Annotated in this window: 22 protein-coding genes; all 22 read right to left on the reverse strand. The window is 54.8% G+C overall.

Going from position 1 to position 14747, the window contains the following annotated elements:
- Positions 1–7: 7 nt before the first annotated feature.
- The gene (dsbD, locus tag ABWO67_RS14960; protein WP_353152904.1) at positions 8–2044 is read right to left on the reverse strand and encodes a protein-disulfide reductase DsbD; all 2037 of its coding nucleotides are present in this window, start codon (positions 2042–2044) and stop codon (positions 8–10) included.
- 47 nt (positions 2045–2091) lie between these two features.
- Complete coding sequence (gene cutA, locus ABWO67_RS14965) at positions 2092–2430, reverse strand: divalent-cation tolerance protein CutA (protein ID WP_353152933.1); 339 nt, start codon at positions 2428–2430, stop codon at positions 2092–2094.
- 169 nt (positions 2431–2599) lie between these two features.
- Positions 2600–2983 carry a 50S ribosomal protein L17 gene (rplQ, locus tag ABWO67_RS14970; RefSeq protein WP_102075414.1) on the reverse strand — a complete coding sequence of 128 codons (384 nt, stop codon included), beginning with the start codon at positions 2981–2983 and terminating at the stop codon, positions 2600–2602.
- A gap of 189 nt (positions 2984–3172) precedes the next feature.
- The gene (locus ABWO67_RS14975) at positions 3173–4165 is read right to left on the reverse strand and encodes a DNA-directed RNA polymerase subunit alpha (RefSeq protein WP_353152906.1); all 993 of its coding nucleotides are present in this window, start codon (positions 4163–4165) and stop codon (positions 3173–3175) included.
- Between the two features lie 150 nt (positions 4166–4315).
- On the reverse strand, positions 4316–4939 hold the full coding sequence (gene rpsD / locus ABWO67_RS14980; protein WP_353152908.1) for a 30S ribosomal protein S4: 624 nt from the start codon (positions 4937–4939) through the stop codon (positions 4316–4318).
- Between the two features lie 11 nt (positions 4940–4950).
- Positions 4951–5352 (reverse strand): 30S ribosomal protein S11, encoded by a 402-nt coding sequence (gene rpsK / locus ABWO67_RS14985; RefSeq protein ID WP_013743934.1) that lies wholly within the window; start codon positions 5350–5352, stop codon positions 4951–4953.
- A 14-nt stretch (positions 5353–5366) separates the two neighbouring features.
- On the reverse strand, positions 5367–5732 hold the full coding sequence (gene rpsM / locus ABWO67_RS14990) for a 30S ribosomal protein S13 (RefSeq protein ID WP_073104496.1): 366 nt from the start codon (positions 5730–5732) through the stop codon (positions 5367–5369).
- Between the two features lie 35 nt (positions 5733–5767).
- Positions 5768–5881: a 50S ribosomal protein L36 gene (gene rpmJ, locus ABWO67_RS14995; RefSeq protein WP_073104498.1), complete on the reverse strand. Its 114-nt coding sequence runs from the start codon at positions 5879–5881 to the stop codon at positions 5768–5770.
- Between the two features lie 32 nt (positions 5882–5913).
- Complete coding sequence (gene infA / locus ABWO67_RS15000) at positions 5914–6132, reverse strand: translation initiation factor IF-1 (protein WP_009523889.1); 219 nt, start codon at positions 6130–6132, stop codon at positions 5914–5916.
- A gap of 6 nt (positions 6133–6138) precedes the next feature.
- On the reverse strand, positions 6139–7464 hold the full coding sequence (gene secY, locus ABWO67_RS15005; protein WP_353152912.1) for a preprotein translocase subunit SecY: 1326 nt from the start codon (positions 7462–7464) through the stop codon (positions 6139–6141).
- A gap of 9 nt (positions 7465–7473) precedes the next feature.
- A complete protein-coding gene (gene rplO, locus ABWO67_RS15010) occupies positions 7474–7914 on the reverse strand; it encodes a 50S ribosomal protein L15 (protein ID WP_353152914.1) in 441 nt (146 codons plus the stop codon).
- Between the two features lie 11 nt (positions 7915–7925).
- Positions 7926–8111: a 50S ribosomal protein L30 gene (gene rpmD, locus ABWO67_RS15015; protein ID WP_353152916.1), complete on the reverse strand. Its 186-nt coding sequence runs from the start codon at positions 8109–8111 to the stop codon at positions 7926–7928.
- 3 nt (positions 8112–8114) lie between these two features.
- Positions 8115–8636 (reverse strand): 30S ribosomal protein S5, encoded by a 522-nt coding sequence (gene rpsE / locus ABWO67_RS15020; protein WP_353152918.1) that lies wholly within the window; start codon positions 8634–8636, stop codon positions 8115–8117.
- Between the two features lie 15 nt (positions 8637–8651).
- Positions 8652–9017, reverse strand: a complete 366-nt coding sequence (gene rplR, locus ABWO67_RS15025; RefSeq protein ID WP_353152920.1) for a 50S ribosomal protein L18 — start codon at positions 9015–9017, stop codon at positions 8652–8654.
- Positions 9018–9038: 21 nt separating this feature from the next.
- Positions 9039–9572 (reverse strand): 50S ribosomal protein L6, encoded by a 534-nt coding sequence (rplF, locus tag ABWO67_RS15030; protein WP_353152922.1) that lies wholly within the window; start codon positions 9570–9572, stop codon positions 9039–9041.
- A gap of 10 nt (positions 9573–9582) precedes the next feature.
- On the reverse strand, positions 9583–9978 hold the full coding sequence (rpsH, locus tag ABWO67_RS15035) for a 30S ribosomal protein S8 (protein WP_132642197.1): 396 nt from the start codon (positions 9976–9978) through the stop codon (positions 9583–9585).
- A gap of 11 nt (positions 9979–9989) precedes the next feature.
- Positions 9990–10295, reverse strand: coding sequence for a 30S ribosomal protein S14 (rpsN, locus tag ABWO67_RS15040; protein ID WP_126706073.1), 306 nt, complete (start codon positions 10293–10295; stop codon positions 9990–9992).
- Between the two features lie 11 nt (positions 10296–10306).
- Complete coding sequence (gene rplE / locus ABWO67_RS15045; RefSeq protein WP_353152925.1) at positions 10307–10846, reverse strand: 50S ribosomal protein L5; 540 nt, start codon at positions 10844–10846, stop codon at positions 10307–10309.
- Positions 10847–10858: 12 nt separating this feature from the next.
- Positions 10859–11179, reverse strand: a complete 321-nt coding sequence (gene rplX / locus ABWO67_RS15050) for a 50S ribosomal protein L24 (RefSeq protein WP_353152927.1) — start codon at positions 11177–11179, stop codon at positions 10859–10861.
- A 10-nt stretch (positions 11180–11189) separates the two neighbouring features.
- A complete protein-coding gene (gene rplN / locus ABWO67_RS15055; protein ID WP_353152929.1) occupies positions 11190–11558 on the reverse strand; it encodes a 50S ribosomal protein L14 in 369 nt (122 codons plus the stop codon).
- Between the two features lie 275 nt (positions 11559–11833).
- Positions 11834–13795, reverse strand: a complete 1962-nt coding sequence (locus ABWO67_RS15060; protein WP_353152931.1) for a bifunctional diguanylate cyclase/phosphodiesterase — start codon at positions 13793–13795, stop codon at positions 11834–11836.
- A 46-nt stretch (positions 13796–13841) separates the two neighbouring features.
- Positions 13842–14492, reverse strand: coding sequence for a transglutaminase-like cysteine peptidase (locus ABWO67_RS15065; RefSeq protein WP_502930027.1), 651 nt, complete (start codon positions 14490–14492; stop codon positions 13842–13844).
- Positions 14493–14747 lie beyond the last annotated feature (255 nt).

Here is a 14747-nt window from a genome sequence, read left to right on the forward strand (position 1 = left end):
TAGACGCCTAGACGCCTGACAGCACGCGCCCTAATACCGTCCCGAAATCCCGCGCGTTCTTGAAGCCCACCACGCGCGCATCATCCAATTGCTGGCCTTTCACGTCAAAGAAAATAATCCCCGGCGGCCCGAATAGTTTGAAGCGCTTCAGCAAAGCCCGATCATCCTCGGTGTTCTTGGTGACATCCGCCTGTACCAGCAAAAACTGCGACATCTGCTGTGCCACCGCGGGATCGCTGAACGTGAATTTTTCCATTTCCAGGCAAGACACACACCAATCCGCATAAAAATCCAACATCACAGGACGATTGGTATTGGCCAGCAAGTTATCAAGCTCGGCAACAGAATGCACCTTGGTGAATTGGGCTTTTATCGAGGCGAGGTTTAAGGTCGGCCCGTTTGCGGCATTCCCCCCGCCTGCCACGACGCTACCAGTACCTGCCACGGTCATGGAACTGGTCAAAGGCGCCAGGGGCTGGAAGAAATCGCGCCCTCCTGCCGACACGCCAACAACCAGAATGATTGCCCAAAGTGCCAACAACAAGCCTAGCGATTTGTTAACCAGGCGGCCCACACCAGCGCCGGAAGGCAGGGTTTCGAATGCGCCCAGCATCACCGCGCTCCAGACAGCCAGGAAAGCCCAGCCCAGCATCATTAACCATGTCGGCACAACGGAGTTCAACATCCACCACGCGGTTGCCAGCAGCAGTATGCCGAATAAACGCTTGATGCCATTCATCCAGGCGCCTGCCTTGGGCAACAAAGCCCCGGACGAAGCCCCTACTGCCAACAGCAGCAAACCCTCGCCCCAGGCCATCGCAAACAATGCCGTGCCACCCAACACCAAGTCGCCTGTCTGCGAAATAAATAACAGCACGCCAGCCAGCGGCGCGGCCACGCAGGGCCCGACTATCAATGCCGATACCATACCCATGACAAACACACCGCCGTATCGACCGCCGGGAATCCTGGACAAACGCGCGTTCAAGGCGGTTTGCATGCCCGTAGGGGCTTGCAGCGTAAAGACGTCGAACATGGCCAAGGCCAATATACCCAGTACGACCGCGAAAATCGTCAGCACCCAAGGGGTTTGCAGCCAAACAGCCAGGCTCGCGCCAATAAGTCCGGCGGCCACTCCCAGCGCCGTGTACACCAGCGACATGCCCAATACAAATACTGCAGCCAACGACAGCCCGCGCCAGCGCGACACTTTCTCTGCCTTACCTGCATTGCCTGCGACAATGGCCAGCAGTATCGGCACCATGGGCAACACGCATGGGGTGAACGACAACAACAAGCCTAAAATCAGGCAAAGGACAATGACTTCCAGCCACCCTGCTGCTGCCAGATAGGCAGCAAATCCAGTGTCGCCAAGGCTAAGCGCGTTGCCCAGGCTGGCCTTGCTGCTTGCACCACTGGCCGCGGCCAGTGCCGCCTGCGACTGCGGGCCAGGTACGCTGTCTACTACGCCTGCCCCGCTTGCCTGATAGCCCGTCGCCGTCGGCATCAAGGTGATGTCGGTGGTCATGGGCGGATAGCAAAGGCCTGCGTCCGCACAGCCTTGGCTGGTCACCGCCAGCTTTACTGGGCCACCGGCACCGCCGGCTGTCGATAACGGCAACCGTATCGTGACCTGGTCGTAATAGACTTCAAGGTCTTTTTCAAAAGTGGGGTCGTAGGTAATTCGCCCCGTGGGAAAGATGGGCTCGCCCAACATGCCGGGCGTAGTGTCGGGCGTCACCGCGAACTCGAAGCGTTCGCGGTACATGTAATATTCGGGCGCTATCTTGAAATGGATATTAAGTTCAGTAGGCGACGCCATTGCGGCAGACAATACGAACGCCTTCTCGGGATCCAGGAACTCGTCTTCCGCCCGAGCCGCACCAGCATGCAATAACGTCAACGCCAGCATGAAAGCGGTGACGCAAGCCCAGAATATGCGGTAAGCGCGGCGCCCTTTCTGAGCGCCGGCAAAGGTTCGTGCCCCAGCCTGAATATCGAGCGGTAATTCGGCTGCACCGCGGACTAGCGGCAAATACGACATCAATACTTCCTTTTACTTTAGCGCAACGCGCGCCTGTTGCTATCGATTCAGGTCTGTTCCGGCTGGGTTTGATTGCGCACCCATTCCAGATAGCTTGCAGAACCCCCCAAAACGGGCAGGACGAGGACTTCGGGGACTTCGTAGGGATGTAGCTGCTGTAGCCGCGCAATCATCGCTGGCGCCCTGGCAAGCGTGGTTTTCATCGTTAGCTGAATTTCTTCGGCCCCCTCGAGCGTATCGTCCCACATGTACATGGACAAGCCAGGCGCGCCAAGGTTCACACAAGCGGCAAGATGTTCTTCAACTAATACGTGTGCAATGCGTTTGGCCAACAATAAATCGGGAGCATTGCTAAGCACGACGACGATGTCATTGGCCTGCGTCAGTGCGGTGCCGCTGTCATGAGAAGCGTGACTGGAGGGGCCAGGTGAAGATAAATCAGAGGGTGTGGCGCTGCTCACGTAGCGGCTCCTGGAGGTCGTTGGGAACAACCTATTCTACCCATTAAAAACGGGCCCGAAAGCCCGTTTTCAATGTACTGCAGAGACACGGCGCTTATTCAGCGTCGGTTTCTTCGACTTCAGGACGGTCAACCAATTCCATGAATGCCATAGGGGCGTTATCGCCCTGACGGAAACCCATTTTCAGAACACGTGTGTAGCCGCCGTTACGCTCTTTGTAGCGTGGGCCGATTTCAGCAAACAGCTTGACCACTGCATCACGGTCGCGCAAACGAGCAAACGCCAGGCGTTTGTTAGCCAGCGTGGGCTCTTTGCCCAGCGTGATAAGGGGTTCAACGACGCGACGCAATTCCTTGGCCTTGGGCAAGGTGGTCTTGATGGCTTCGTGTGTAAGCAACGAAACAGCCATGTTGCGGAACATAGCCAAACGGTGACTGCTGGTGCGATTTAATTTACGCAATCCACTACGGTGACGCATGATGATTTCCTATGAATCTAGTTAACGGACAATTCCGTTGATTAACCGGCTCTTCTATCAGCAAAGCTGCGGGCCGGGTGCGGGCAAAATTTTAGCACGATTGTGCCAAAACCTTTGAACTACGTTTACAGCGATGACAGTACCGGATCACACGCCAGGGCGCACAACCCGATACCTATCCCCATAGACTTATGGGCGTTCCAGGCCGACTGGTGGCCAGTTTTCCAGCTTCATGCCCAGCGTCAAACCACGTGCAGCAAGAACTTCCTTGATTTCATTCAAGGACTTGCGACCCAGGTTAGGCGTCTTGAGCAATTCGTTTTCGGTGCGCTGAATCAGATCGCCGATGTAGTAGATATTTTCGGCTTTCAGGCAGTTGGCCGAACGAACGGTCAATTCCAGGTCGTCGACGGGGCGCAGCAGAACAGGATCGATCTGCGGAGCGTTGCCGCGAGCCTGAGGATTGTCGACGTAGTCGCCAGCACCTTCCAGTGCAGCAAATACCGAAATCTGATCCATCAGGATACGGGCCGACTGACGCACTGCTTCTTCAGGCGATACGACACCGTTGGTCTGGATATCCAGAACCAGCTTGTCCAAGTCAGTACGCTGTTCAACACGGGCGCTTTCCACCGAATAGCTGACACGGCGCACTGGGCTGTACGATGCGTCAAGCACGATACGGCCGATAGTGTGAGTGCGGTCATCAACCAAAGCACGAACGTTGCCGGGAACATAACCACGGCCTTGCTCGACCTTGATCTGCATTTCCAGCTTGCCGGCTTCGGTAAGCGTAGCAATGACGTGATCAGGATTGATAATTTCCACATCGTGCGGCAATTCGATATCGCTAGCCAGCACGACGCCTTGGCCTTGCTTGCGCAGTACCAGGGTCACTTCTTCGCGATTATGCAGTTTGAACACCACGCCTTTCAGATTCAGCAAGATGTCGACGACGTCTTCGCGGACACCGGCGATGGTCGAGTACTCGTGTACCACGCCCGTCATTTGGACTTCGGTGGGGGCATAGCCCGCCATCGATGACAACAGAATGCGGCGCAGGGCGTTGCCCAGCGTGTGGCCATAACCGCGCTCAAAAGGCTCCATCACGACTTTGGCGTGATTCTTGCCAACGGGGATGACTTCAATAGAGCGGGGTTTCAAAAAACCTTGTGACGACATGAATATTCCTTTTCAATACCCTCGGCTCGTTACACCGATAAGGCTGATGGATAACCGGTAATACCCCGGCGATTGGCATCGCAAAGCCCACTTACCAGTAAACTGGAAAAGTGGGCTAATGCAATATTACTGCTTTGCTGCTTGTGTCAATTAGCGCGAGTACAACTCGACAACCATCGACTCGTTGACATCGCGTGCAACATCAGCGCGGTCCGGAACCTGTTTGAAGGTGCCAGTCAGCTTGTTGGTGTCGACTTCAACCCATTGCGGCAGGCCTTGGCCTGTTGCAAGGTCAAGCGATTCACGAATACGCAATTGGGCTTTCGCCTTTTCACGGATCGAGATAACGTCGCCGGCCTTGACCAGCATCGAAGCGATGTCGGCAGTGTGACCATTGATTTCGATGGAGCGGTGGTTGACCAACTGACGCGCTTCTGCACGCGTCGAGCCAAAGCCCATGCGATATACGACGTTGTCCAAGCGGGATTCCAGCAATTGAATCAGGGTCTCGCCAGTGTTGCCACGACGACGCTCAGCTTCAACAAAATACTTGCGGAATTGCTTTTCCAAAACGCCGTACATGCGCTTGAGTTTTTGCTTTTCGCGCAGCTGCAAACCGTAGTCGGACGTGCGAGCGCCCGAAGTACGGCCGTGCTGACCAGGCTTGGACTCGATTTTGCACTTCGAGTCTAGCGAGCGGCGCGAGCTTTTCAAGAATAAATCAGTACCCTCGCGACGCGAGAGCTTGCATTTAGGTCCAATATAACGTGCCAAGATGCTTCCCCTTAGATGCGACGGCGCTTGGGCGGACGGCAACCGTTGTGCGGCACCGGCGTGATGTCTGAAATGCTGGAGATTTTAATACCCAGAGCATTCAGTGCACGCACCGACGATTCGCGACCAGGACCTGGGCCCTTGATGCGAACTTCAAGTGTTTTGATACCGTATTCCAACGCGACGCGCCCAGCTGATTCAGCTGCAACCTGCGCAGCGAACGGCGTGGATTTGCGCGAGCCTTTAAAGCCCGCACCACCGGATGTCGCCCAGGACAAGGCATTGCCTTGACGGTCGGTAATGGTGATGATCGTGTTGTTGAAGGACGCATGAACGTGCGCAATGCCGTCCGATACGCTCTTCTTGATTTTCTTGCGTACGCGCGATGCGCCGCTGTTGGAAGCTTTCGCCATCTTCTATTCCTCGATTATTTCTTCAGGGAAGCAGCAGCGCGACGCGGCCCCTTGCGGGTGCGAGCGTTGGTACGGGTGCGCTGACCACGTACAGGCAAGCCACGCTTGTGGCGCATGCCTCGATAAGTTCCCAGATCGATCAGACGTTTGATCGACAATTGTACTTCGCGACGCAAATCACCTTCAACCGTGAACACGCCAACGTGTTCGCGGATACGTTCGAGTTCGGCGTCAGTCAGATCTTTCACTTTCTTGGAGAGCTCGATACCCGATGCTTCGCAAATTTTGCGAGCACGTGTACGACCAATACCAAAAATAGCGGTAAGTCCGATTTCGGCGTGTTGATGCGGCGGAATGTTGATGCCAGCAATACGGGCCATGACTGTTCCTTGTTAAATCTGTTGCGACACGGCCATTAGCCTTGACGCTGCTTATGACGTGGTTCTGTGCAAATTACACGCACCACGCCGTGACGTTTAATGATCTTGCAGTTGCGGCAGATCCGCTTTACCGATGCCATTACCTTCATGGGTTGACTCCTAGTTTCCTTTAACCGGCCGCTTATTTAGAGCGGAAGACAATTCTGGCGCGAGACAGGTCATAGGGCGTGAGCTCCACTGTGACCTTGTCACCCGGCAGAATCCGGATGTAATGCATACGCATCTTGCCCGATATGTGGCCCAATACTACGTGGCCATTTTCCAGCTTGACGCGAAAAGTTGCGTTGGGGAGATTTTCAAGAACCTCTCCTTGCATTTGAATGACGTCGTCTTTTGCCATTTCTTTTTACCGCATTGGCAGTCCCGTACCCTTGAAGTTAGCCTTCTTGAGCAACGAGTCGTACTGGTGGGACATCATGTAAGCCTGAGCTTGTGCCATGAAATCCATGGTCACCACCACGATAATCAACAGAGAAGTGCCACCAAAATAAAACGGTACATTCCAGCGCGCCTGCATAAGTTCGGGTAGCAAACATACCAAAGTTATGTAGATAGCGCCAGCCAAGGTCAATCGCATCAATATTTTGTCAATATAACGCGACGTTTGCTCGCCTGGACGAATACCTGGAACGAACGCACCGCTTTTCTTCAGGTTATCTGCTGTTTCACGACTATTAAATACCAACGCCGTATAAAAGAAGCAGAAGAAAATGATTGCAGCTGAATACAACGTAATGTAGAGCGGCTGACCTGGTGACAATACTGCCGCCAAATCGCCCAGCCAACGCATATTCGGGTTGCTTGAAAACCAGCTGGTGACGGTTGCGGGCAGCAAAATGATCGATGAAGCGAAGATGGGAGGAATTACCCCGGACATATTCAGCTTCAGCGGCAAATGAGAACTTTGCCCGCCGTAGATCTTGTTGCCAACCTGACGTTTGGCGTAGTTCACCGTAATGCGGCGCTGACCGCGTTCGACAAACACAACAAAGTAGGTTACTGCCACAACCAACACCAGGATAAACAGAGCCGACAATACCGACATCGAGTCAGTACGGACCAGATCCAGCATCCCTGCCAAGGCGCTAGGCAAACCAGCGACAATACCGGCAAAAATCAGTATCGAAATACCATTGCCCATACCGCGCTCGGTGATTTGCTCGCCCAACCACATAACGAACATCGTACCGGTAACCAGCGTGACTACCGTTGTAAAGCGGAACATCATGCCTACATCGATGACCAACCCAGGCTGCGATTCGAGAGCGACCGAGATACCGACAGCTTGAATCAACGCCAGAAACACCGTGCCGTAGCGCGTGTACTGGGTGATTTTGCGTCGACCCGATTCGCCTTCTTTCTTGATCGCTTCAAGAGTAGGCACCACGACCGCCATCAGTTGCATGATGATGGACGCGGAAATGTAGGGCATGATACCTAGCGCGAACACGGAAAACCGCGATAGCGCACCACCGGAGAACATGTTGAACAAGCCCAGGATACCGCCCTGGTTTTGTTGAAACAGATCGGCCAGCGCATCGGGGTTGATTCCCGGCACAGGTATGTGTGTTCCCAACCGATAGACCACCAGGGCGAGTACCAAGAAAACGATACGACGCCTTAAATCGCCGTAACGAGAACCTGATTTACTCTGTGCCTGAGCTTTAGCCACCGTTACCCCTTAAGCCAGCGAACCGCCAGCAGCTTCGATTGCAGCGCGGGCGCCGGCTGTTGCGGAGATACCGTTAAGGGTAACTTTGCGCGACAGATCGCCAGACTTGATAACTTTGACGTAGCGTACGGCTTGGCCAATGACACCAGCTTGCTTGAGCACTTGCACGTCGATTTCGTCGACAGGCAGGCGTTCGAGATCGGACAAACGGACTTCCGAAGACAGGTGCTGATTCATAGCGGTAAAGCCACGCTTTGGCAGACGACGTTGCAAAGGCATTTGACCGCCTTCGAAGCCGACTTTATGAAAACCGCCAGTACGCGACTTTTGACCCTTGTGGCCGCGGCCGCAAGTTTTACCAAAGCCTGAACCGATGCCGCGACCAACACGGCGGCGAGCTGGATGGCTGCCTTCGGCTGGTTTCAGCGTATTTAGTTGAGTTTCTGACATCCCGATTCCTTTCAGGCTTCCGAGATGGTAACGAGGTAATCCACTTTACGGATCATCCCACGCACCTCGGGCGTATCGACCAATACGCGGCTGCTATTCAGTTTACCCAGACCCAGACCACGCACAGTAGCGCGGTGGGATTTGTGGGTGCCGATAACAGAGCGCACGAGAGTTACTTTAATTTGCTTCTGTGCCATGACTTACCCCAGAATATCTTCTACCGACTTGCCGCGCTTGGCAGCAACGTCAGCAGGAGTCGAGCAGGCACGCAAGCCGTTAAGCGTTGCGCGGACCATGTTGTAAGGGTTGCTGGAGCCGAGGCTTTTTGCAACCACGTTACGCACGCCCATGACATCAAAAATAGCGCGCATTGGGCCGCCGGCGATAACACCCGTACCTTCAGGAGCTGGTGAAATCAATACGGTAGCGGCGCCGTGCTTGCCGACAACAGTGTGATGCAGGGTGCCGTTTTTAAGGGCGACCTTGATCAGACCTTGGCGAGCCTGTTCCATTGCTTTTTGTACGGCAACGGGCACTTCACGGGCTTTACCTTTGCCCATTCCGATGCGGCCATCGCCATCGCCAACCACGGTCAACGCGGCAAAGCTCATGGTGCGACCACCCTTGACCACTTTGCTGACGCGATTGACCGCGATCATTTTTTCACGCAAGCCGTCGTCGTTTTCTTTTTCGGCGGAATGCTTGCCTTGTGCTTTAGCCATTTGACAATTCCTTGCTTAGAATTTCAAGCCGGCTTCACGCGCGGCGTCGGCCAACGCTTTCACGCGGCCATGATAACGGAAGCCCGAACGATCAAAGGCAACCAGTTCGATACCGGCAGCTTTGGCTTTTTCAGCGACGCGCTTGCCGATAATGCCAGCAGCGGCAACATTGCCACCGTTGACACTTTGGCCAGCGAGCTCTTTGCGCACTTCCGGTTCAAGCGTGGAAGCGCTGACGAGCACACGATCGCCTTCCGGCGAAATGATGTTTGCGTAAATGTGCAGATTCGAGCGGAAAACCGAGAGGCGATGAACTCGCAACTCGTTGATTTTCCGGCGAGTCGATACTGCACGACGCAAACGGGAGATTTTCTTGTCCATAATTCGTCCTTGCCTGCGCGCTTATTTCTTCTTGGTTTCTTTGATGATGACGCGTTCATCGGCGTAACGCACGCCCTTGCCCTTGTAGGGTTCGGGTTTACGGTAAGCACGGATTTCCGCAGCCACCTGACCAACGACTTGCTTGTTAGCACCCTTGATGATGATCTCGGTTTGAGTTGGGCACTCTACCTTGATACCAGCAGGCATGCTGTGAATGATGTCGTGGGAGAAACCAAGTTGCAACTTCAGCGCTTCGCCCTGGACCTGGGCACGAAAGCCCACGCCTACAAGGTTCAGTTTACGCTCGAAGCCTTTGCTGACGCCGGTAACCATATTGGCAACCAGTGCGCGCAACGTACCCGACATGGCCTTGGCCTCGCGAGTTTCGTTGGCAACAGCAAATGTCAGCTGGCCATCTTCCAAACGGACGAACACGTCGCCGTTCAGGACTTGTGTCAGGGAACCCAATGGGCCCTTGACAACAATTTGACCTGCGCTGATAGCGGCTTCTACGCCTTGGGGTACAACGACCGGGTTTTTTGCAATACGTGACATGTGATTCTCCTTATGCCACGTAGCAAAGCACTTCGCCGCCCACGCCATTGGCGCGAGCTTTGCGATCGGTCATGACACCGCGCGGTGTCGACACAATTGCCACGCCCAGACCATTCATAACTTGAGGAATGGTTTTGCTGCTTTTGTAAATACGCAGCCCAGGACGCGAAACGCGGTCGATACGCTCGATGACCGGACGGCCAGCGTAGTATTTCAGGGTGATTTCCAGTACTGGCTTGGCTTTTTCGCCGCCAACCTGGAAACTGTCGATATAGCCTTCATCTTTCAGCACGGCAGCAATAGCTACCTTCAGCTTCGAGGAGGGCATGCTAACCGACGTCTTATTGACTTGTTGTGCGTTACGCACGCGGGTCAACATGTCGGCGATGGGATCGCTCATGCTCATGTGTATTTCTCCTACCAGCTGGCTTTGGTCATGCCCGGCACTTCGCCACGCAGCGACATTTCACGCAGCTTGTGACGAGTTAAACCGAACTTGCTGTAAACGCCACGCGAACGACCCGTGACAACGCAACGGTTGCGCTGGCGCGTTGGGTTCGAATTGCGCGGCAGTTGTTGCAGTTGCAAACGGGCCTGATAGCGCTCTTCGTCAGTCTTGGACTGATCGTCGATGATTGCCTTCAGTGCAGCACGCTTGGGTGCAAATTTTTCTGCCAGCTTGGCGCGTTTGATATCGCGATTGATGAGTGAAAGTTTTGCCACGTCATCGCCCCTTAATTGCGAAACGGGAAGCTGAAGGCGGTAAGCAATGCCTTGGCTTCGTCGTCGGTCTTGGCTGTAGTAGTGATGCTGATGTTCATCCCACGTACGGCGTCGATTTTGTCGTATTCGATTTCAGGGAAAATCAGCTGCTCTTTAACCCCGATGTTGTAGTTGCCACGTCCGTCGAACGCGCGACCCGAGATACCACGGAAGTCGCGAACACGCGGCAAAGCCACGGCGACCAGGCGGTCCAGGAATTCGTACATACGGCGGCCACGTAAAGTGACCATGCAGCCGATAGGATAGTCTTCACGGATTTTGAAACCCGCGATAGCCTTCTTCGTCTTGGTGACAACTGGCTTTTGGCCCGAGATCTTGGTCAGGTCAGAGACAGCGTGCTCAATGACCTTCTTGTCCGACACCGCTTCCGAGACACCCATGTTCAGGGTAATCTTGGTGATGCGGGGGACTTCCATGATGCTTTTGTAGCCAAACTTTTCTTGCAGGTCGGCCGCGACCTTGCTGCGGTAAAACTCTTGTAAACGAGCCATGTTCTTCGCCCCTTAAGCCTTGGCGCCAACGACGGCGCCGCTGGAACGGAATACACGGACCTTGCTGCCATCGACTTCTTTGATCCCAACGCGATCGGCCTTGCCGGACTCGGGATTAAAAAGCGCCACATTGGAAATGTGGATGGGCATGGTCTTGTCGATAATGCCACCTTGCGAGCCGGCCATAGGGTTGGCCTTCACGTGTTTCTTGACGACGTTAATACCTTCGACCAGCACGTGGTCGGCGTCAACACGTTGCAGCACGGTGCCACGACGTTTTTTATCGCGACCAGTCAATACAATGACTTCGTCGCCTTTACGGATTTTTTCCATGGTTCGCTCCTTACAGCACTTCTGGAGCCAAAGACACGATCTTCATGAACTTTTCTGTACGCAATTCGCGCGTTACAGGTCCGAAGATACGGGTGCCGATGGGTTCCAGTTTAGCGTTGAGCAACACGGCAGCGTTGCTACCGAATTTGATCAGCGAGCCGTCTTTACGACGAACGCCCTTAGCGGTGCGAACCACTACAGCGTTGTAAATCTCGCCCTTTTTAACGCGCCCGCGTGGGGCCGCATCTTTGACACTAACTTTAATAATGTCACCGATAGCGGCATAACGGCGCTTCGAGCCGCCTAACACCTTGATGCACATGATTCTGCGTGCGCCAGTGTTATCGGCCACGTCCAGCGTGGTCTGCATTTGGATCATGATTTTTCCTGTTCCAACTTAGTTGTGCCGCGCCACCAGCAAAAGGCGGCGCCACACAACCAGTTTTGGTCCCGTGAGATTTGGTTAAACCAAACCCTGGGTTGAAATCTTGCTGAAAATTCGCTTGGGGTTACTGCTTCTATAGTCTAGTCTGCGCTTATACGCAATCAAGACAAGACAGCAATAATAAACCACTGGCAATATTAACGCAAGCCCTTTAGCCATAAAACTAGCTGTTCTGCAACAGTCGCGTGAAAATACGGCATGGCGCGACTTTAGAGCTCTATTTTCGGCAATCCACCATACCCCTGCAACACCAACCGAGTGTCATCATCGGGAATATCGTCAACATAGACCTTCATGCCCAGCTCGATTGCGGTTTCGACAATTGCCACTGCCAACTTCCTGGCACCCGGGCTATGCAACACGCTGGTCACCACATCTCCGCCCAGCTTCACATAAGCAAGAGGCGCCAAATGCAAATGCATCAGGGCATCGGGCTGCTGCGCCAAACGGCGTAATCCTGTGCGCGCGCCGGCCGCTGCCACCTGCTGACAAAACTCCTGAACCTCGGCGCCATACGCAACCAGGCCGTGGGCATCGATTTCCAGCAGTAAGCGTCGCATCTGCTCGGGATGTGTCAGCAAGCCGCTTAACCGCCGCTGCATTTCAGGCAGAAAATGAGGCTGTAACAAAGAAGGTAATGACACCTTGATTACCAAATCACCGTTGTGCTTATCGAGCCAGGCCAGTCCAAGCTCTATGGCGCGCAGGTCGCAATCAGCCGACAAGCCCAGGCGGACTGCCGCGGGCATGAACAAGTAGCCCGACAACAACCCGGCATCGCCATCGCGCAGTGCCAGGGAGGCCTCGTGACGTTTGCCTGCATTGTCGCCATTACCGTAGTCGGCGCTATGCACGGACAATTCCAGCCTATCTTTCAGCAGGGCATCTGCGAGCAGACCGCGCCAGGCAGCCTCCCCTGTGTCGACGACCCGTTTCCCATGGCTGTTGTCCGCGTAGGAAATGTATTCCACGTCGTCGTGGCCGGCACTTTCGGCCCGCATCAGCCCATGATCCAGCCTTGTGAGTACCGTACTGACGTCGCAATCAGGCGTGAAGTCCGTCAGGGACAAGCCCCAACGACACAAATGACCATCGGCCATCCGTATGCGAAGTACATCCAGCACCTGGCGCACCTGTTGCACCAACCGCGTCGCATCAGGCCCAATGGCGTCCGGCATCAACAATACGAAGTCAGAACCATTCAACCGCGCCAATTGCGCCTGCATGCCCGGAAACCCGCCCATAGCCCGCTTCACGCCCTGCCCCACCGAATACAGCCACTGATCCACCTCGTTGTGCGGCATCGTCGCGTTCACCCCCATCAGGTCCCGCTGGCGAAACAGCAGCACATGCCCGCCCTGGGCTGGCGAATCGGCACTGCCTTTCAGTACCCTCAACAATTCATTCAAGAAGTACTTCCGGTTTGCCAGACCGGTCACCGAATCTTGATTCACTTCCAAGTGCAATGACTCGATACGCGCACTCTGCTCGTGCGCCGTAGCCCGCACCCGCTCGCGTACTGAACGAATCATGCGTGAAGCCTGCGCCAGTTCAGCTACCTGCGTGCGCGGGGACAGCGGAGTAGATTGACCACCCTCGGCAATTAATTGAACTTGCTCGGTAATTTCATACTTCAGCGCCCGCTTCAGCCAACGGATCAGCAGGATGGCAAACAAGGCCCACAACAGGCCAGCTCCCACCACGAGCAAGAAAACCCGGGTACTGCTGCGCCATAGCGAATCGCGCGCCGACAAATCATCGGAGGTAACGGTGAGTTCGCCCACTTGCTTCCACCCGTCGGATACCTGCCGCGTGGCAGTTGGCGTTGCCAATGGCAATAAGCGGCTAAACCAGGCCGGCGCCATACCCTCCCCTGTTACCGCTGACGCCCGGCGTTCAACCAAGACCTGGCCATCAGTGCCTTTCAGACCGATTTCACGAAACTGACCGCTGTCGAACAAGGCGGCAATCAATAGCTCGCGTGTGATCTCGTCCTGGTTGGCCGGCTGAGTCAACGACAACGCCAGCGAGGAGGCCGCGTTTTCGCTTTGCGCCTGCAACTGCGTATTCAAATACTGACGCGCGCCATCGATGCTGAACACCAGCGTGCCCGACAAAATGAAAACAATTGCCACGGTCACGCTAAGCAAAAGCTGTTTAAGTAGGGACATATTGTGCTACGCCTATAAACAAAACTAGCCATCTAATATAAAGAAGTCAGGGCTGGAAGCCTTCTTTTTGCATCTTGGCCAACAGATTTCGCCAATGACCAATACGGTCCGGCGACGCGGCGGTGGAGCCTGCAACATAAATACCCTGGGCATTGAAACTGAAAACAGGCGTCAAATCGCGGCGCTGGCTGGCGGACGTAATGGAACCCATCAGGTTGTCCAGCACCAAAGGATCGGCATCGGGCGTGGCGTAATAGCCCAGCACCATATGCGCAATCGTCGTTGAACTACCCATGCCGCCTATACGTGCTCTAACATATATGAGCCGCAACTTTTCCGCCGGCACGCCCATATGCACCAGGGAAAAATACTTGCCAATGACAAAGTCTTCGCAATCGCCTGCCTGCTTACCCAGCGTTTCCAGCGGCGTTGCCCAATAATCCGGCTGCGCCCAGATATGGCGGTCTTCACCGCCACGTACGGCAGAATTCCAGAAATCGTTCACCGCCCGTAATTGCTGGGATTCGGGAGCGCCGCGGTGCTGAGACAACATCACCATCCAGCGCGAAACTGCCTGTGCGCCACGCTGACCATAACGAGCCTGAGCCGCTTGCTGTATGCGGGAGGCGTCGAACTGCAACGCCGTAGCCGGTGCATACGCCGCTGTCGCCAATGCCATGCCGATAGCCAACAGCATGAGATACAGGCGGGTTTGGTGAAAAACGGACGCGGCGCGCATGGCCAGTGTTGTAACCAAACTGAACGTTAAAGACAACTAGCTTAAACGAAAAGTAAAAAATAAAAACAGCCCCGGGCGCTTGGTAAGTTGAGGAGCATTACCAGGCGCCCGGGATGAAAGGCCGGACGTGCGATGAAACTGCATGCCCGGCCGAGTGGTCGCAGGTTACTGATCTACGTTCAGTTTGCCCTGCTGTATGAGGCTGTTGATCAT

Source organism: Pollutimonas bauzanensis, assembly GCF_040393045.1.
GTDB lineage: Bacteria > Pseudomonadota > Gammaproteobacteria > Burkholderiales > Burkholderiaceae_B > Pollutimonas > Pollutimonas bauzanensis_A.